The following is an 18814-nucleotide window of genomic DNA, read 5'->3' as shown; positions in this document are numbered from 1 at the left end:
AAAACAGTAATACAATAGCTTTTGAAGAGGGCACTTTAATATAATTTAGAGTGCCCTCTTTCTGTTTTTACTTAATTATTGTTACCTTTGCGCACTATTTGGAAGAAAATGAAAGATACCAAGCAACAATTTGAACATGTCATCGCTTTGTGCCGTGACTTATTTTCCAAGAAGCTGCACGATTACGGGCCTGCGTGGCGTATTCTGCGTCCGGCTTCAGTAACCGATCAGATTTTTATCAAAGCCAACCGGATTCGTAGTATTGAAACTAAGGGGGTGACCTTGATCGATGAAGGAATCCGTGCCGAGTTTATTGCGATTGTCAATTATGGCATCATCGGACTTATCCAGTTGGAACTGGGATATGCCGAATCTGCCGACATCAGCAATGAAGAAGCGATGGCTTTATACGATAAATATGCCAAAGAGGCATTGGAACTGATGCTTGCCAAGAATCATGACTATGATGAAGCTTGGCGTAGTATGCGTGTCAGCTCTTACACAGACTTGATTCTGATGAAGATATACCGTACCAAGCAGATTGAAACTCTATCCGGCAATACGTTGGTGTCCGAGGGAATTGACGCCAATTACATGGATATGATAAATTACTCTGTTTTCGGACTGATAAAGATAGAATTTGAAGGATAAGAACTTACATATTATTCAGAAAGTCATAGCGAATACCGGTCGCTTTCTTTTGGCGGCTTCGTTCATCTTTTCCGGATTTGTCAAGGCAGTTGATCCGCTGGGTTTCCAGTATAAGATACAGGATTATCTGACTGCATTCGGCATGGTTTCCTGGTTCCCTTCATTTTTCCCTTTGCTGGGTGGTATTACACTGTCTGCCATTGAGTTTTTTGTCGGTATCTCCCTGTTTTTCGGTACGCGGAGAACACTTGCTTCTTCGTTGGCACTGATGCTAATGATTGTCATGACACCACTGACTTTGTATCTTGCCCTCTTCGACCCGGTTTCAGATTGCGGTTGTTTTGGTGATGCATGGGTGTTGACAAATTGGGAAACATTTGGAAAGAATGTCATATTGCTACTTGCGGCAATTGCAGCATTCCGATACAGGACGATGCTGACCCGCTTTATTAGTGTGAAAATGGAATGGCTGGTTTCTTTATATACCCTGTTTTTTGTATTTACCCTGTCATTCTATTGTTTGGACCGTCTGCCTGTTTTAGATTTTCGCCCCTATAAGATAGGGAAGAATATCATGGAGGGAATGACAATGCCCGAAGGAGCAAAACCTAGTGTATATGAAAGTGTCTTTATCCTGGAGAAGAACGGAGAAAAGAAAGAATTTACGCTGGATAACTATCCGGACAGTACATGGACATTTGTAGATACACGCACTGTACTCAAAGAAAAAGGATATGAACCGGCTATCCACGATTTCTCCATGATGGACTTGAGCACAGGAGATGATATCACACAAGATGTCTTGACTGATATGGGATACACTTTCCTGTTGGTTGCCCATCGGATTGAAGAAGCGGATGACAGTAACATTGACTTGATTAACGAAATATATGACTACTCGGTGGAACATGGCTATAAGTTCTATTGCCTGACTTCTTCACCGGAAGAACAGATAGAATTGTGGAAGGATAAGACCGGAGCGGAATATCCTTTCTGTCAGATGGATGATATAACCCTGAAGACGATGGTTCGCTCCAATCCGGGATTGATGTTGATAAAGAACGGAACGATTCTGAATAAATGGAGCGATGAGGATATACCGGATGAATATGTGCTGACCGACAAACTGGAAGATTTGTCGTTGGGACAACAAAAGATGGAAAGTGATGCTCACACAGTGGGATATGTATTCTTATGGTTCATCATTCCATTGTTACTGGTATTGGGAGTAGATGTGTTGGTGGTTCGTCGCAGAGAACGGAAATTCGCCAAGCGGAAACAGCAGGAAGAGGCTCTGAAAGCAGCTGAAACCCAAGAACTGACGGGCAGTGCCCAAAAGCCGACGGACAACGCGCCAATGTCAACGGATAACTCCAGCGAGGTGAAGCCATAGACCATTAAATAGTAAATCGTAAATAAGAGAATAGTAAATTTATTAACCCTTTAAATAAAGAAAACAAAATGAGAAAGAACATTGTTGCAGGAAACTGGAAAATGAACAAAACCCTTCAAGAGGGTATCGCTTTGGCAAAAGAACTGAACGAAGCATTGGCTGAAAAACCGAATTGTGATGTAGTTATCTGTACTCCGTTTATCCACTTGGCTTCTGTTACTCCGTTGGTAGACGCTGCTAAGATCGGTGTTGGTGCTGAAAACTGTGCAGACAAAGCGTCAGGTGCATACACAGGTGAAGTTTCTGCTGAAATGGTTGCTTCTACTGGTGCTAAATATGTAATCCTAGGTCACTCAGAACGTCGTGCTTACTACGGTGAAACAGTTGCTATCCTTGAAGAAAAAGTAAAATTGGCTTTGGCTAATGGTCTGACTCCGATTTTCTGTATCGGTGAAGTATTGGAAGAACGCGAAGCTAACAAGCAGAATGAAGTAGTAGCTGCTCAGATGGAATCTGTATTCTCTCTGTCTCCTGAAGACTTCTCTAAGATTGTATTGGCTTACGAACCGGTTTGGGCTATCGGTACAGGTAAAACTGCTACTCCTGAACAAGCACAGGAAATCCACGCTTTCATCCGTTCAATCGTAGCTGACAAGTATGGCAAGGAAATCGCAGACAATACTTCTATCCTTTACGGTGGTAGCTGCAAACCTTCTAACGCTAAAGAACTGTTCTCTAACCCGGACGTTGATGGTGGTTTGATTGGTGGTGCTGCTTTGAAAGTATCTGATTTCAAAGGTATCATTGATGCATTTAACGCATAATTAAAACTTATTTCAGGCACGGATTTCACGGACTACACGGTTTAGTGTATGAAATCAGAAACCGTGTAATTCGCGTAATCCGTGCCTACTATTATTTATAAAATGAAAAAGCTAGCTTTACTTACTTTATTGTTGGTCTTGACAGGTGCCGGCATACAAGCACAGGGCATTGTCAAAAGCCTGGAACGTACCGTACCGGGACAGGGAAAAGTGACTATTCATCAAGATCCCCGTATTGGAGCTCTGATTGGTGTGGAACGTCCTTCGACAGGTGAGCAGAAGGTAATAAAGACTTCCGGTTTCAGAATACAGGCATATGCCGGTAATAATACCCGTCAGGCAAAGAATGATGCTTATCATGTAGCATCACGTATCAAAGAGTATTTCCCGGAATTGCCGATTTATACTTCATTCACTCCGCCCCGTTGGCTTTGCCGTGTGGGTGACTTCAGGAGTATTGAAGAGGCGGACGCGATGATGCGTCGGTTGAAAGCTACCGGTGTGTTCAAAGAGGTCTCTATTGTAAGAGATCAGATAAATATCCCTTTATAAATCTATCATGTTAGGAAAAGAAGAAATTGTCTCTCCGAATCTGGAGGAATTGAAAAGTCATTATCACAGTATTATAACTTTGTTGGGCGAAGATGCCGAACGGGAAGGATTGTTGAAAACTCCGGAACGGGTGGCTAAAGCGATGTTAAGTTTGACAAAGGGGTATCATATGGATCCTCACGAAGTACTTCGCTCCGCTAAATTTCAGGAAGAATATAGTCAGATGGTGATTGTAAAGGACATTGATTTCTTCTCTCTCTGCGAACATCATATGTTGCCGTTCTACGGAAAGGCGCACGTGGCTTATATCCCTAACGGCTATATCACCGGGTTGAGCAAGATTGCCCGTGTAGTCGATATTTTCTCTCATCGCCTGCAAGTGCAGGAACGCATGACGCTGCAAATCAAAGAGTGTATCCAGGAAACATTGAATCCATTGGGAGTGATGGTTGTAGTGGAAGCAAAACACATGTGTATGCAAATGCGTGGTGTGGAAAAGCAGAACTCTATTACTACTACCTCAGATTTTACAGGTGCCTTCAACCAGGCAAAGACTCGCGAAGAGTTTATGAATCTCATTCAACACGGACGGGTATAAACAGTTTCCCGCCTTAGGAGATTAGCGTAAAACGACGCGGTCTCCCAGACGTTTAGCCATAATGCTTTGGACTGTTCTTAGTTCATTATAGCGTTGCATCAACGAATCGCACTTTTCATTATCGTGCGCAAGTGCAGGGTCTTGCAAAGCATAAAGCATATGCTTTAATTCCTCAGTTACAATTGCATATTTGAAGTTAATCATCAGCATTGGAACCAGTTCATAAAGACGTTCCTCATCCGTCACGATTTTCTGTGACTTAGAGTGATATTTACTAAGCTGATAACGCACATTAATCAAGTCCACACTCAATTTACTGATAACCTGATCGGGATGAGCCAAGAAATAGCGTTCCGCTACGAAACCTGAATCGTGCATATGTGTGGCAGCTTCCGACAACATTTGGCGGTGTAACGGATTATGAAAAGCTAAATCATCTTCTTTCAAGTCATTGATGACGTACTCTATAACGGTCACCGGAATTTCGTTTCCTTCTTCATCCGTCAGATTACACATGACTCTCTCTCCATAGCGGACTACCGCCTGCAATATCAGTCGCTCGAATTTATAGAACTCCTGTCCTTCTTTTCCTTCCTGTGGAATAAAAGAGGCATAGTTATCTTCTTGTGGCGGGAAAGGGGCTTCTGTATATCCGGCATCGGCAACTTCCGGTGGTAACGGAACATCACCATCCGGCATGGGTGCATTTCCGGCAGGCTCACCTTGAGACATCGCGGCTGTCCTTGCGGCAATACGGCGATCACGTTCAGTCTGTTCGGCGCGTTTCTCCGCTTGTGTTTCCCGTCTTTTGGCAACTTCCGATACCAGCAGTTTATCTTCTACATGTAGCAACTGTGCGCATTCTTTGATATATACATCCCGTACAATTGCTTCCGGTATAATGGAGATACTCTGCACCAAATTACCGATAAGTTCCGCCCGCTTGATGGGATCTTTTCCTGCGTCTTCCAGCAATAAGTTAGTCTTGAAACGGATAAAGTCCGTTTCATGTTCTGATATGAAAGCTTGAAATTCCGTTGAGTTATGCTTGCGGGCAAAAGAGTCAGGGTCGTCACCGTCGGGCAGCAGGCAAACTTTGATGTTCATCCCCTCTTCAAGTAGCATATCAATTCCTCGGATAGAAGCCTTGATACCTGCCGCGTCACCGTCATAAAGCACAGTCATGTTATTGGTGAAGCGATGAATCATACGGATTTGTCCCGGTGTGAGAGCCGTTCCCGAAGAAGCGACTACATTCTCTATACCGGATTGGTGCATAGAAATAACATCCGTGTAACCTTCGACCAGGAAACAACGGTCTTGCTTTACAATTGCCTGTTTGGCAAAATAGATACCGTATAATTCGTTACTCTTATGATAAATTTCCGATTCGGGTGAGTTGACGTATTTGACTTTGATACCCTTTGTCGCATTTGCGAGCACACGTCCGCCAAAGGCCACTACTTTACCGGAGAGGGTATGAACAGGGAAAATGACACGTCCCCAAAAACGATCCCGCAAACGATGATCGTCTGTCTCATAACAAAGCCCTGTCTTTACGAGATATTCCTTCTTATATCCTTTCTGTAATGCTTCTTTAGAGAAAGCGTCGTGACTGTCAATGCAATATCCCAATTGGAACTTCTCGATAATGTCATCCCGGAAACCACGGTTACGGAAATAAGCCATACCGATGCTACGACCGTCTATATGGTTCTTCAGTATATTCTGAAAGTAGTCGCGTGCGAAGTTATTAACAATAAACAGACTTTCGCGTTCGCTTTGCACAAACTTCTCTTCATCACTCAACTCCCGTTCCTTAATCTCAATATTATATTTCTTGGCAAGGTATTTCAGAGCTTCCGGATAAGACATCTGCTCGTGCTCCATGATGAAGTGCACCGCGTTTCCACCTTTGCCACAGGCAAAGCATTTGCAAAGCCCTTTGGCGGGAGAAACGTAAAAAGAAGGTGTCTTGTCACTATGAAACGGGCACAAACCGACGTAATTGACACCACGCTTGCGCAGGGTGACAAAATCTGAAACGACATCCATAATCTGTGCCGCGTCCAATATCCGGTCTATGGTAACTTGATCTATCATTCTTCCTTAAACGTTTTTTTTCGCTGCAAAGATAATGTTTACTAGTCAGATTTGTCTTAGTTCTATAGATAAAAAGAGGTAAATTGAGGTATTTACAGATAAAAATCATAGGGTTCGATTAAGCCGTCTGCCTTTTCATTATCTTTGTAGCCAAATAAGGGGCTTATTCACAAAAAATAAAAGAAATGAATATAAAGAGTGGTGTTTGTTTATTAGTTATGCTTGTTGCTACCTTTCTTTCTTGTAGCGACCATGATACAGATGAGAAAACAGATGGAGAGGTTAAATACAAGATTACTGGAGCAGTTCAGAAAGGTCCTTTCATCAAAAATTCTCAGATAACGATATTTGCGTTAAATGATGATTTGTCGGCTACTGGTGAGAGTTATCCTGAGCAGATTGCTGACGATTCGGGCAATTTCTCAATCAACAGTTTGATAAAAACGAATTATGTAGAGCTACGAGTGAATGGTTATTACTATAATGAAAATAGTAGTTCTGTGTCAGAAGCACCACTTAGTTTGCAAGCTGTGGCATCGGTAGATAAGAAAAAAGTAAATGTGAATTTGCTGACTACATTGTCTTTTCTGCGGATTAAAAGATTAGTAGCTAACGGAATGGATTTCGATGCTTCTGTGAGAAAAGCAGAGACGGAAGTATTGAAGGCTTTGGGAATGCCTGTAGGAGATATATCGGGAATAGAGTTTTCCGAAATGGATATATCCGGTGAACGTAAAGCAGATGCTATCTTATTGGCAATGTCTTGTTTGTTGCAACAAAGCCGTACTACAGGTGAGCTGTCGGTATTAATATCAGATATTGCTTCAGCACTTGAAGCAGATGGTACATTATCTTCGTCTTTAAAAGAGAAAATTCATCTGAACGAGAAATATATTAATTTACCGTTCATAGTAAAAGGACTATTTGACTTTTATGAAGAGAAACGCATTGACGATTATAAAATCCCACCTTTTTATCATTTTTTAGATTTGGATGGTGACGGACAAATAGGAGAGGATATTGCATTTAGAATTCTGGAAGATGGAATTATTCCCTCCCAAGATGGACCCGTGGAAGGATTTTCAGGTGAGTATAAGGTGATATCTTCCACTGGCTTTACTGCTGTGTCTGATTGTTCTTGGATGAAAGTGGATAAGAAAAAGCTGTTCAGTGATATTTATGAAGTAAATTATCAGGTTGAAGCAAACAATGGAAAGATGAGAGAAGGAAATATTCTTTTTAAAGATCTGTCCGGTAATATATTGGAGACTAAGAAAATAAAACAAACTTCTATTAGTCAACGTCTATATCTCAAAATTCCTGGTATACGAGGAGTTGGTGATGTGCTTGAAAGTAGTAATGAATTGAAGGCGGATGAAAAAGTATTGGTAAATGGAGTAAAGTATAAAGTGGAGTATGATGAGATATCTAAAAATCTTTATGTAGATTTGCCAAAGGCAGATTCTTATAGTGTTTGTTATCCGATTGGCCTTGTCTCTCCTTGTGATGATATTTATTCATGTACAGTCGAGTTTTTTTCAGAGCTTTCAGGAAAACAACAAACTCCTTATTATGGTGCATTAGCGACACCCTATATGGTAAGTGAAATTCCTAATCCGGCTGAGGTACAATTAAATATTTGTTCGGCTTCTGTGAATCTAAACTTCCTGAATGAGTCTGTGGATAATTTAGGCTACGTTGTTGTGGAAGGAGGGAATAATTCTATATTATCAGGTAAGGCTACCTATTTAATTTATAATAATGCTCCATATTGGGATCCAACTTATGAACCAGTCAAAGCTGTTTTTGTTGATAAGCAAAACAATGTGAAGGTGAATATTCCTGACGGTACACGTTCTTGCAATTTTCTGATATACCCTCAAACGATTACTTTGAAAATGGCTTTATATGATAAAAAAGGGAAGCTTATCGAAAAGAAAGAAGGAGAAGAAATTAGTTTGAAGAAAGGAAACCTATACCGCCTTCAATGGTAAGTGTATTGTTTCCAAGTACTAATACCTTCATTATATGGTATTAGTACTTGGAAATGGAAATTTATTTAATCTTCTCCCGAATCTTCGTCAGATACTTTTTCATCCCTTCCGCATCCTTGTTTTCGATGATTTCGAGAAGGTTTTTCAACTCGGTGCGGATATTGGTCACTTGTCCCGGAGTACGTGGATTGAATAGGATTTCCTGAAGCAGATAATCATCCTCGCTCAATAGCCCCTTGGCGATAGCCATATGTTTCTTGAACGTAGTTCCCGGAGCTTCCTGGTGTTTCATTACGGCTGCGAATACGAAAGTCGAGACGAACGGGATAGAAAGCGAGTAGGCTACTGTCTCGTCATGCTCGTCGAATGTGTATTCGAAAATATTAAGCCGTAACGTTTGGTAGAGGTCTTTGAAGAATATCTTTCCCAAATGATCCCCTTCACTGATGATAATCGCATTTTCGCTGCTTAGGTTACTAAGGCTGGCGAAAGTAGGGCCAAACATCGGGTGACTGGAAACGTAACGGAAACCACTTTCTTCATAAAACTTCTTTAGTCCTGTTTTTACAGAGGCAATGTCACTAATGATACAGTCTTTGGGAAGTACGGGCAATACTTTGCGAAAAGCATCCAGCGTGTACTTTACGGTGACGGCATTAATGACCAGTTCCGGTTCGAATTCCTTAATCTCCTCTAATGTAGTGAAACGATACGTGTTATAGACAAAACGCAACTGGTGCGGGTTGACGTCATACACGGCCGTCTCGTGTTGAAAGCTCAAAATATCAGTAAAGAAGGAGCCCATTTTTCCGGCTCCAAGGATTAATATTCTCATATTCTTATTTATTTAATAGTAAGTAGTCAATACCTGACTACTTATTGATAATTTCCATCTGCTGACGAACAGATTCCTCGTGGATGGCTTCGAAGATTTTCTTCATAAATTCGGCATCCATACCACATTGCTCTCCTTGTGTACCGCGCTTTTCGAGAATCTCATTATAACGTCCGGTTTGGAGTACAGTGATACTATGTTCTTTCTTGTATGTACCAATTTCACGGGCAACACGCATTCTCTTTGCAAGTTCCTGGATAATGTTATCATCACATTCGTCAATCTGTTTGCGCAATAGACTCAGGCTTTCCGTAGATTGGGTTTCGGTACGGATAACCAGCAGGTTGAGGATATAATCAAGTACATCAGGAGTAACCTGTTGCGAAGCATCGCTCCATGCACAATCCGGGTTGCAGTGACTTTCTACAATCAGACCGTCGAAGTTCAAGTCCATTGCTTGCTGGCAAAGCGGAGCTACCAGTTCACGTTTTCCACCGATGTGGCTCGGGTCACAGAAAATCGGGAGATTAGGAATGCGGCGACGCAGTTCGATAGGAATGTGCCATTGAGGAAGATTACGGTAAATCTTCTTATCATAGCTGCTGAAACCACGATGGATAGCACCCAAACGTTTCAGACCTGCGTTGTTGATACGTTCCAAAGCTCCAATCCATAATTCAAGGTCAGGATTCACAGGGTTCTTGACAAGTACAGGGATATCTACCCCTTTCAGAGCGTCAGCGATTTCCTGCACGGCGAAAGGATTCGCAGTAGTACGTGCACCTACCCAAAGGATATCAATTCCGGCTTTCAGACATTCATAAACGTGCTTGGCAGTAGCTACTTCGGTAGAAACATACATACCTGTTTCCTTCTTTACTTCTTTCAGCCAGGCAAGACCTTCCACGCCGATACCTTCGAAACCACCCGGTTTGGTACGCGGTTTCCAAATTCCGGCACGGTATATCTTCTGACCTTTAGCTGCCAATTGCTTGGCTGTATCCATCACTTGTTCTTCAGTCTCTGCACTACATGGGCCGGCAATGACAATCGGTCTTTTAGCTTCAATGCCCGGCAATAAAATTGATTCGAGTTCCATATTCTTATTTGTTTTTACTTTTATTCTTGTTTATTGTAACGACTCCGGCGGGATATAGTTTGATTATCAGTAATCCCCTTTGCTTAAGAACGGTTAGAGTCTTTTGATTCTTTCCAATGCTTCCGCTAATTTTGCATCCTTGCAACAAAGGGAGATACGAATATATCTTGCTCCGTTACTGCCAAAGATAAATCCCGGTGTGATAAACACCCTTGCTTCGTGTAGCACCTTTTCCGTCAGTTCTTCCACGTCTTTGCAAGAAGCCGGAATCTTTCCCCAAAGGAACATTCCCACTTGCTTTTCATCGTAGGTACAACCTAATGTTTTCATAATCTCACCGGCAAGATGGCGGCGGTTGCGATAATTCTCATTGTTACCTTCGTACCAGTCTGCTTCAGCTTCCAGAGCTGTTGCTGCCGCCAGCTGCATGGCGCGGAACATTCCGCTGTCGATATTGCTTTTCACTTTCAATATCCATTGCACAAATTCTGCGTTTGATGCCAGCATACCGATACGCCACCCCGGCATATTGTGACTTTTGCTCATGGAGTTGAACTCAATGCAACACTCTTTGGCTCCCGGCACACTCAGAATACTGATAGGCTTTTCATTCAGAATGAAGCTGTACGGATTATCGTTCACGATCACAATATTCTTGCGACGGGCGAAGTCTACGAGACGTTCATACAGTTCGGGAGTTGCATTGGCGCCTGTCGGCATATTCGGGTAGTTAGTCCACATTAGCTTCACACGGCTCAAGTCCATCTTTTCCAAAGCCTCGAAGTCGGGCATCCAACCATCCTCTTCTTTCAGGTCATAGTTGATAACTTCCGCACCGAGTATCTTACTCAGAGAGGTATAAGTAGGGTATCCCGGATTTGGAACCAGCACTTGCTCGCCCGGATTGACGAACGCCAGTGTGACATGAAGAATACCCTCTTTCGAACCAATCAATGGTTGTATTTCCGTATTCGGGTTCAGTTCCACTCCATACCAGCGTTGATACCAATTAGCAAAACCTTTGCGAAGTTCGGGGATACCTACATACGGCTGATAACCGTGTCCGTTGGGATCATGAGCATTGTTGCACAATGTCTCGATAGTCTTTGCCGAAGGCGGCATATCAGGGCTTCCGATACCCAGGCTGATAACGTCTTTTCCTTCTGCATTCATCTGTGCTACCTCTTTCAGTTTCTTGGAGAAGTAGTATTCGCTTACACTTGCCAGTCTGTCGGCAGGAGCGATTTTATACATTTGACTTTCCTTCTGCATATTCGCCTAATGTTTTGAGTTCTTTAGTTAATGGAGTGATTGCTGCAATAGATTGCTTATATCTTAGATAATCATTGAAAGCTACATCTACGTAAAATTGATATTCCCATTCACGTCCGATAATCGGCAACGATTGTATCTTGGTCAGATTAATATTGTAAAAAGATAGAATAGATAATACTTGTGACAAACTGCCTTCCGTATGCGGTAGAGTGAATACCATACTTGCCTTATTGGTTGTGTTGGCGTGATGTTGGCGAAGTTCGTCTACCTGCCAGGGATCGGAAACAACCAGGAAACGGGTGAAATTATGTTTGTTTGTTTCGATACCTTCCTGAAGGACTTTCATTCCGTAGCGTTCTGCCGCTGTCTTAGAGCAGATGGCTGCATGGCCTTTCAGATTGTCCTTTTTGATGATTTCAGCGCTGCGGGCGGTATCTTCACCTTCTACCACTTTCAGTTGCGGATGCTGATTCAGAAAATCACGGCATTGCATCAGGGCGATAGGGTGGGAGTTGACTTCCGTCAGGTCTTCCCAACTTTCGTCGGGCAGGCAGACGAAGCTGTGAGAAATACGCAGTTTGTATTCACCGATAATCTGCGTGCCGCTTTGTCTCAACAACTCATTGTTGTGCAGCAAGCTCCCCGCAATCGTATTTTCGATGGCTAGCATTCCGATAACCTGGCTGTCTTTTCGTATCGAACTAAACACGTCCTCGAAGTTGGCACAACAGATTAACTCTATTTCTTCTCCCTCGAAGTACTTGTGTGCGGCGATATCATGATATGAGCCGAGTGTTCCTTGAATTGCTATCTTTTTCATTGTTCTAATGTATTATATAAAAAAATCCCGCATCCATGATTGGAGCGGGATTCATATGATTGATTTCTCTTATTCAGTCCTTAAGCATCACTGTCACTTGATACATACAAACTCCCGCTCTACTTTGTTGCTAAAGTAAAAGTAAAAAAAGAAGTAATATGCATAAGTAAATGATCTCATACGAGTCTTTGTTTTTTTAATTATGGGGCAAAAGTAACGCTTTTATCTTATTGTGCAAATAAAAAAACGTTTTTTCTTTGATGATTTTACCTATTCTTTGTCTTTTTTGCCCAGAATAGACAGAAATATGTCGTTCAAATCGTTTGATTGATTACATTTCTATTTTCTTGTGACCGTTTTTATCCATTCAATCATATCCGTTATAACTCCTGGAGCGAAAGTCTCTTCAATCGTACGGACTTCTTCCAGTTCCCCTGTTTGGCAATGCTGGAAGAAGTGGTTCAGATGGGGGTATTGCTTGAAGGACATATTCTTTTTCTGCAACTTCCGGATGATTTTTTGAAAGCCCTGCATATTCAGGTCGCAGAATATTATCCGGTCTTTTTCTCCATTCAAAAACAGGATAGGGCAATCTATTTGTTGCATTACTACATCGGGACGAAAAGCGAGTGCGTACCTCATCCAAGGTGTCAAGTAATGGTTTAAATGAGTACTACTTTGCACCCACATATCCATCTTGTATGTGAATCCGCCTATAACGGATGTCAGGCTGTCTTGTGAATTTCGCCACATATCTTTTGCTCTTAACATTTCTCTTACGGCTGTATCTTTATCCGTAGGCTTTATAGCAATATTGAACAATTGATGTTGCAGTTTAACGAGTTTCTCTAAATTTTGAGGAGATAACTGCGGATATGCTTTTTTTATTTCATGCTTGTATTGGCTGATAGCTATCTCGGTACCGGCAACTCCCGGTCCTCCCAATGAAATGATAAAAGCTATATCCGAATTTTTGCGGGCAGCCAACAAGGCTATGTTACAACCTTCACTGTGTCCCACTAATCCGATTTTTTGCAGGTCTATGTCTTTGCGTTGTTTCAGATATTGAACTCCTGCCAGCACGTCTTTGGAGAAGTCTTCGGAAGTTGCATTCTGTACATCTCCTGTAGTTTGCCCGACACAGCGGTCATCCACTCGTAAGACAGCTATGTCATTGCGTGAGAATTGGTCTGCTATTACATGAAATGGTTTATGTTTGAAGATTGTTTCATCCCTGTCTTGCTGTCCGCTTCCGGTGATGAGGATGACTGTAGCGAAAGCGGTCATATCTTTGGGATATGTCAGCGTTGCTCCGTATTGGATAGATTTATCTTGATTGTAGTAGATTACATTTTCTTCCTTGTATGGATAAGGGGGCTTCGGGGGTTGCGGGCGGGTGAAGACCTCTTTCTTACTTGGGGTGAAAGTCAAGGGAGTGTTGAAACCGGCTTGCAGCCAGGTTCCTATAACATTGCCATCTTTTCGTTTGCCTTTGAATGTTGCATTCAATACAGGTACGGAGAAATAAACGGAATCTGTAGAGAAATGGTACATTCTTAAAGGAAGTTCTTCGACAGGAGCCCCTACGATAGACAAACTAGCCTTGTTAGCACTCTCATTGATAGTCAATTCTATGATTTGCGGAGCTACGTCTTCTTGATAGACGTACACTCCTTTCCAGAACAATTCTTCCGATTGTTGCGCTATGCAGTGAAGCGTTAGCAGAAAAACAATTAAGAGTGATAATAGAATGCGTTTCATCGTATTAAATTATTAGTAGGCTGTATTTGACTGTTTTAAAAGATGCCGGGAAGCGCTTCCGGCTTTGGTCCCAGGTTCTTGAATTCACCGTTTAGGCTGGCTTCATCTTTCGGATTCAACTCCAGTGATTTCTTCATATCTTCCACAGAACCGTCCTTGTCTCCATTCAATAGTTTGGCACGTCCGCGCTCCTTGTAAGCTTCCGCGAAATTCGGGTTCAGTTCGATGGCCTCATCAAACAGAGCGATGGCTTCCGTCAGTTTCTTTTGGTTGATATAAAGTTGGCCTAAATAAAGGTATGCCTGTTCGTTGAAAGGATTTATTTCCGTAATAAGCCGATAATCCGCTTCCGCTTCTTCAGCCTGTCCGTTCGCTTCTTTCACTTTTCCACGCAGGAGCATGGCTGTTTCCTCTTCCGGATTTTGGGCAAGTACGGCGTCTATGTCTTCCATCATCTCGTTGTACTGTTTCAAGTTCAGTAGAGCTTCTGCGCGTAGCAGGCGGGCTTCGATAAAATCATCCTTCAAAGTGATAGCTTTCGTGAGATGAGCAATGGTCATCAGGTCGTCGTCCTGTCCTTTGCGGGCTTTTCCCAAGAGGTAATGCGCCATGGCATCCCCCTCTTCGATGGCAATAGCCTTGTTGGCAGCTTCTTCCATCGCCTGATAATCTTCCTGGATGAAACATACATTGGCTAATGTCAGGAAAGTATTCGTGATATGAGGTTCCATTACAGCCATTTTCTCCAACAATTTGCGGGCTTTTGCCGCATCTCCCATTTGGATGTAGAGTTGGCTAAGATACCCCATTGTTTCAAACTCCTCCTCAATGGCAAGAGCTTCAGTGAAACATTTTACGGCATAATCAGGACGTCCCATGCGTTGTGCACGCAGACCGTCATATTTGAAAATATCGAATCTTTTCTGATCGTTTTTCTGCTTTTCATTTTCCGGAGTTTCAGACTTACCGGAGAAGAAAGATTTAAAAAAGTTCGGCATGATATATTGTTTTTAAGTTTATCTGCAAATGTAATAACTTATTTTGGAATATGTATCATTCCATCCTGCAGCTTCAATGCGCCTTCTTCCAATAAATGATGGATGACTTCCGCGACCCTCTCTTTTTCCGCTTCCATTTTATGGGCTATCTCTACAGGAGTCAGCGGTTTCTGCGCCAGTAATTCTGTAATTTGCCGTTTCAGTTCTTCAAAAGAGTCTTCGGATAGGGTAGCATCCGTTGCACGATGGCTGATACAGACATCGCATTGTCCGCAGTTATGTTCGTTTTTCTCTCCGAAGTAGCGGAGCAGCATCCGGCTGCGGCATACATCTTCCGAAGTGACATATTCTTCCATCGCTTTGATGCGCGCTTCATAGCGGACTTTGCGTTCTTCATAGACAGAAGGCGGAATATGTACGAAACGAAGTTCCTGACGTTCGCGCGTGTATATAATATAAGGTGTCTTTTTGCGGGGAATATAATCCACGATGCGGCGTTTTGTCAGCGTCACGAGTATATTGTAGATTTGTTCACGTGTCAGTCCGGTGCGTATGGACAGGGTTGCTTCGCTGATATAGGCATAATCGGTGAACACGCCTGTATATGAGCGTAGAATGGTCTGTATCAGTGCTTCCGCTTCCGTACCCATTTCGCGCAACTTGTACAACTCATCCCGCCGAAGCGTAAACAGGATACGCGAAGCATTGTCCTGTTCGTCCGTATATTCCAGATAACCGGCTTGGGACAGTATTTTCAGTGCACTGTCTACCGGCACCGGGAAGTATTTGAACTTCCGGCAAAACTCTTCGATATTGAACTCGCGGACACACTGGAATCCGTCTCCCATCGCCATCTGATAATAATACTGCAAATGTTCGTAGACATTAAGGATATATTCTTTGTCGGGAAAAGTATCCACTATCCGTTTATGCAGCGTCGTTTTATCTGATTTGGAATGTAAGATGACAGCGTAAGCCTTTTCCCCGTCTCTTCCCGCACGTCCGGCTTCCTGAAAATAAGCTTCGGGAGAATCGGGAAGATCGAGATGCAGCACAATGCGGACATCCGGCTTGTCAATACCCATTCCGAAAGCGTTTGTCGCCACCATTACGCGAACCTCCCCATTTTGCCAGCGTTTCTGCCGGAGGTCTTTCACGGCATTATCGAGTCCGGCATGATAGAAATCGGCGGTAATATCTTCGTTCACCAGCAGTTCGGTGATTTCTTTTGTCCGTCGTCTGTTGCGGGCATAAATAATGGCACTGCCCGGTATTCTTCGTAAGATATGTAATAATTCGCTTGTCTTATTATCCGTCTTGCGGACAATATATGCCAGGTTCTTCCGTTCGAAACTCATACGGAAAACATTTCCTTCATGGAAATTCAGGCGGGCTTGAATATCTTCCACTACTTCCGGGGTTGCGGTAGCGGTAAGTGCAAGTACCGGAACTCCCGGCAATAACTCCCGTATTTCCGCTATCTTCAGATAAGCGGGGCGAAAGTCGTATCCCCATTGCGAGATACAGTGGCTCTCGTCTACGGTAATCATGGATACTTTCATAGAGCGCAGTTTGGTACGGAATATTTCCGTATCCAGACGCTCCGGAGAGATGTAGAGGAATTTGTAATCGCCGAAGATGCAGTTCTCAAGCGCAGTGAGAATCTCTTGTCGCGTCATGCCGGAATATACGGCAAGCGCTTTGATACCCCGTTTTCGCAGGTTGTGCACCTGATCCTTCATCAAGGCGATAAGCGGGGTAATGACGATGCAAAGCCCTTCCTGGGCGAGGGCAGGTACTTGAAATGTGATGGACTTGCCGCCACCGGTCGGCATCAGTCCCAGTGTATCTTTGCCTTCGCCGATACTGGTAATGATCTCTTCCTGCAGGTCGCGGAAAGAGTCATATCCCCAGTATTGTTTTAATATCTCCTGATACTTATTCAATCGGTCTTATATCCTCGATTTGAAGTTGGACTTCACCACGTTTATGAGTATTCTCTTCGATGGTGTAGCAGATGTCGAACGAACGTTTGGTCTTGATATAACGCACGTGTGAGCTTTGCCCGAATGCGATACCGTTCATTACATTGTTTGATTTATTGTCAACCAGTTCCAGTTTGATATGCTCCTGATCGCGTCCCACCACTTTGCTCGTTCCATAATCGTAGACATGATGCGTACAGAAGATGGGTTTCAAATTATCGGGGCCGAAAGGATTAAACTTCTTTAGGTCATTGAAGAACTTGGGAGAAATATCCCTAAAGTCGATCTCGGCATCAATATCAATAACGGCACTAGTCTGTTCCGGCAGGATATGTTGTGAGACATATTCCTCAAACCGCTTGGTGAAAGCATCCACATTCTCTACTTTCATAGACAGTCCGGCGGCATACGTATGCCCGCCAAAATTCTCCAGTAAGTCCCGGCAATTCTCAATCGCCTTGTATACATCAAAGCCGGAAACGGAACGTGCGGAACCGGTTGCCATATCATCCGTCCGGGTCAGAACCACGGCAGGGCGATAATACACTTCCGTCAACCGGGAAGCTACGATACCAATCACGCCTTTATGCCATTCCTCATTGTAGAGCACGATAGAACGGCGGTCGGCCAGCCCTTCCAGGTTGGCAACGATGTTGTTTGCCTCTTCCGTCATGCTCTTGTCGAGGTCTTTCCGCGTCTCGTTATACTGATTGATTTGCCCGGCCTTCTCAAGCGCAGCCGAGAAGTCTTTTTCCGTCAGTAAGTCCACCGCTTCTTTTCCGTTTTGGATACGTCCCGACGCATTGATGCGCGGCCCGATTTTGAACACAATATCGCTGACGGTGATTTCCTTTTCAGAAAGTCCGCATACGTCGATAATGGCTTTCATCCCAATACTCGGATTGCTGTTCAATTGCTTCAAACCATGAAAGGCAAGAATACGGTTTTCGCCCATAATCGGCACAATGTCCGATGCGATACTTACCGCTACGATGTCGAGCAGCGGAATCAAATGGTGAAACTCAATGCCGTTATTGATAGCGAATGCCTGCATAAACTTGAAGCCCACACCACAACCGGAAAGGTGAGTGTAGGGATATGTGTTATCCAAGCGCTTTGCATTCAGAATAGCTACGGCAGGTGGCAGGATATCATCCGGCACATGATGGTCGCAGATGATGAAATCAATGCCTTTCTCTTTGGCATACGTGATTTCCTCTACTGCTTTTATACCGCAATCGAGTACGATAATCAGTCCTACACCGGTTTCAGCGGCATAGTCTATTCCTTTTTTCGAAATGCCATACCCTTCGTTGTAGCGGTCGGGTATGTAATAATCAAGGTTCGAATAGAACTGTTGAATAAACTTGTAGACCAGTGCCACGGCGGTAGTACCGTCTACATCATAATCTCCATAAATTAGAATACGTTCTTTCTTTCCCATCGCCTTGTTCAGACGTTCTACGGCAATATCCATGTCCTTCATCAGGAACGGATCATGCAGGTCGGGCAATTGCGGACGGAAAAATTTCTTGGCCTCTGCCGCCTCTGTAATTCCCCGCCGCACCAAAAGTTGTCCAAGTATCGGGCTAATCCCTAATTCCTGGGCCAATGTCTGGCTTGTCTCTGTCTGTTCGGGTGTAATGGGTTGATAATTCCATTTGTGATCCATTTTATATATTGTTTTTTCTTTTTCTGCTCTCAAGGGTTGAGAAAGGCACTTCTTTCCAACAAGGGGTAAAAGTACGAAAAAAAGCGGAAGTGAAAGGCAGATACTACGAAAATATTTCAGTGAAGTATGGATGAGGGCTTTTTTGCAATGGAAATGTAGTGGCAACCGGACTTTTTTTTCTGTATGGTTTTACTTTTCCATACTGCTTTTTGGCAGCTAACTTCTTTTGGTTATCTTTGCTTCACTAACCAATA

At 43.2% G+C, this 18814-nt stretch carries 15 protein-coding genes; 6 read left to right on the top strand and 9 right to left on the bottom strand.

What is annotated here, in order from left to right:
* The first annotated feature begins 108 nt into the window (after window positions 1–108).
* The 5 genes from HC965_RS15040 (at window position 109) to folE (ending at window position 4018) form a co-directional block, all read left to right on the top strand.
* On the top strand, window positions 109–651 hold the full coding sequence (locus HC965_RS15040) for a DUF1599 domain-containing protein (RefSeq protein WP_191032230.1): 543 nt from the start codon (window positions 109–111) through the stop codon (window positions 649–651).
* Complete coding sequence (locus tag HC965_RS15035) at window positions 641–2044, top strand: BT_3928 family protein (protein ID WP_191032229.1); 1404 nt, start codon at window positions 641–643, stop codon at window positions 2042–2044. Before HC965_RS15040 ends, HC965_RS15035 begins: the two co-directional genes overlap by 11 nt.
* Before the next feature lie 68 nt (window positions 2045–2112).
* Window positions 2113–2868 carry a triose-phosphate isomerase gene (tpiA, locus tag HC965_RS15030; protein WP_191032228.1) on the top strand — a complete coding sequence of 252 codons (756 nt, stop codon included), beginning with the start codon at window positions 2113–2115 and terminating at the stop codon, window positions 2866–2868.
* A gap of 102 nt (window positions 2869–2970) precedes the next feature.
* Window positions 2971–3420, top strand: a complete 450-nt coding sequence (locus HC965_RS15025; protein ID WP_191032227.1) for an SPOR domain-containing protein — start codon at window positions 2971–2973, stop codon at window positions 3418–3420.
* A gap of 7 nt (window positions 3421–3427) precedes the next feature.
* Window positions 3428–4018, top strand: coding sequence for a GTP cyclohydrolase I FolE (gene folE, locus HC965_RS15020; protein WP_191032226.1), 591 nt, complete (start codon window positions 3428–3430; stop codon window positions 4016–4018).
* A 21-nt stretch (window positions 4019–4039) separates the two neighbouring features.
* Here the strand turns inward: folE and dnaG are convergent, their stop codons facing one another.
* The gene (dnaG, locus tag HC965_RS15015) at window positions 4040–6121 is read right to left on the bottom strand and encodes a DNA primase (protein WP_191032225.1); all 2082 of its coding nucleotides are present in this window, start codon (window positions 6119–6121) and stop codon (window positions 4040–4042) included.
* 185 nt (window positions 6122–6306) lie between these two features.
* On the opposite strand from dnaG, the gene HC965_RS15010 reads away from it, so the two are divergent.
* Entirely contained in the window at window positions 6307–8115 is a 1809-nt protein-coding gene (locus HC965_RS15010; protein ID WP_191032224.1) for a BACON domain-containing protein, read from the top strand.
* 61 nt (window positions 8116–8176) lie between these two features.
* Here the strand turns inward: HC965_RS15010 and HC965_RS15005 are convergent, their stop codons facing one another.
* The 8 genes from HC965_RS15005 to recJ form a co-directional block, all read right to left on the bottom strand.
* On the bottom strand, window positions 8177–8950 hold the full coding sequence (locus tag HC965_RS15005; RefSeq protein WP_073347560.1) for a prephenate dehydrogenase/arogenate dehydrogenase family protein: 774 nt from the start codon (window positions 8948–8950) through the stop codon (window positions 8177–8179).
* Window positions 8951–8987: 37 nt separating this feature from the next.
* Window positions 8988–10049, bottom strand: a complete 1062-nt coding sequence (locus HC965_RS15000; RefSeq protein WP_191032223.1) for a bifunctional 3-deoxy-7-phosphoheptulonate synthase/chorismate mutase type II — start codon at window positions 10047–10049, stop codon at window positions 8988–8990.
* Between the two features lie 93 nt (window positions 10050–10142).
* The gene (locus tag HC965_RS14995; RefSeq protein ID WP_191032222.1) at window positions 10143–11321 is read right to left on the bottom strand and encodes a pyridoxal phosphate-dependent aminotransferase; all 1179 of its coding nucleotides are present in this window, start codon (window positions 11319–11321) and stop codon (window positions 10143–10145) included.
* Complete coding sequence (locus tag HC965_RS14990) at window positions 11296–12144, bottom strand: prephenate dehydratase (RefSeq protein ID WP_191032221.1); 849 nt, start codon at window positions 12142–12144, stop codon at window positions 11296–11298. Before HC965_RS14990 ends, HC965_RS14995 begins: the two co-directional genes overlap by 26 nt.
* 339 nt (window positions 12145–12483) lie before the next feature.
* Window positions 12484–13905: an alpha/beta fold hydrolase gene (locus HC965_RS14985; protein ID WP_191032220.1), complete on the bottom strand. Its 1422-nt coding sequence runs from the start codon at window positions 13903–13905 to the stop codon at window positions 12484–12486.
* 35 nt (window positions 13906–13940) lie between these two features.
* Complete coding sequence (locus HC965_RS14980; RefSeq protein ID WP_191032219.1) at window positions 13941–14903, bottom strand: tetratricopeptide repeat protein; 963 nt, start codon at window positions 14901–14903, stop codon at window positions 13941–13943.
* A 38-nt stretch (window positions 14904–14941) separates the two neighbouring features.
* A complete protein-coding gene (locus tag HC965_RS14975) occupies window positions 14942–16849 on the bottom strand; it encodes an ATP-dependent DNA helicase RecQ (protein WP_191032218.1) in 1908 nt (635 codons plus the stop codon).
* A complete protein-coding gene (gene recJ / locus HC965_RS14970; protein WP_191032217.1) occupies window positions 16842–18560 on the bottom strand; it encodes a single-stranded-DNA-specific exonuclease RecJ in 1719 nt (572 codons plus the stop codon). The genes HC965_RS14975 and recJ overlap by 8 nt, the downstream gene beginning before the upstream one ends.
* Window positions 18561–18814 lie beyond the last annotated feature (254 nt).

The organism is Bacteroides sp. GM023, from assembly GCF_014750685.1.
GTDB lineage: Bacteria > Bacteroidota > Bacteroidia > Bacteroidales > Bacteroidaceae > Bacteroides.
The sequence above is the reverse complement of the archived record's forward strand: the minus strand, read 5'-3'. Positions and strand labels throughout refer to the sequence as shown.

Coding starts and splice junctions, on each gene's coding strand:
- HC965_RS15040 (WP_191032230.1), top strand. CDS start 109: ATGAAAGATACCAAGCAACAATTTGAACATGTCATCGCTTTGTGCCGT.
- tpiA (WP_191032228.1), top strand. CDS start 2,113: ATGAGAAAGAACATTGTTGCAGGAAACTGGAAAATGAACAAAACCCTT.
- HC965_RS15025 (WP_191032227.1), top strand. CDS start 2,971: ATGAAAAAGCTAGCTTTACTTACTTTATTGTTGGTCTTGACAGGTGCC.
- folE (WP_191032226.1), top strand. CDS start 3,428: ATGTTAGGAAAAGAAGAAATTGTCTCTCCGAATCTGGAGGAATTGAAA.
- dnaG (WP_191032225.1), bottom strand. CDS start 6,121: ATGATAGATCAAGTTACCATAGACCGGATATTGGACGCGGCACAGATT.
- HC965_RS15010 (WP_191032224.1), top strand. CDS start 6,307: ATGAATATAAAGAGTGGTGTTTGTTTATTAGTTATGCTTGTTGCTACC.
- HC965_RS15005 (WP_073347560.1), bottom strand. CDS start 8,950: ATGAGAATATTAATCCTTGGAGCCGGAAAAATGGGCTCCTTCTTTACT.
- HC965_RS15000 (WP_191032223.1), bottom strand. CDS start 10,049: ATGGAACTCGAATCAATTTTATTGCCGGGCATTGAAGCTAAAAGACCG.
- HC965_RS14995 (WP_191032222.1), bottom strand. CDS start 11,321: ATGCAGAAGGAAAGTCAAATGTATAAAATCGCTCCTGCCGACAGACTG.
- HC965_RS14990 (WP_191032221.1), bottom strand. CDS start 12,144: ATGAAAAAGATAGCAATTCAAGGAACACTCGGCTCATATCATGATATC.
- HC965_RS14985 (WP_191032220.1), bottom strand. CDS start 13,905: ATGAAACGCATTCTATTATCACTCTTAATTGTTTTTCTGCTAACGCTT.
- HC965_RS14980 (WP_191032219.1), bottom strand. CDS start 14,903: ATGCCGAACTTTTTTAAATCTTTCTTCTCCGGTAAGTCTGAAACTCCG.
- recJ (WP_191032217.1), bottom strand. CDS start 18,560: ATGGATCACAAATGGAATTATCAACCCATTACACCCGAACAGACAGAG.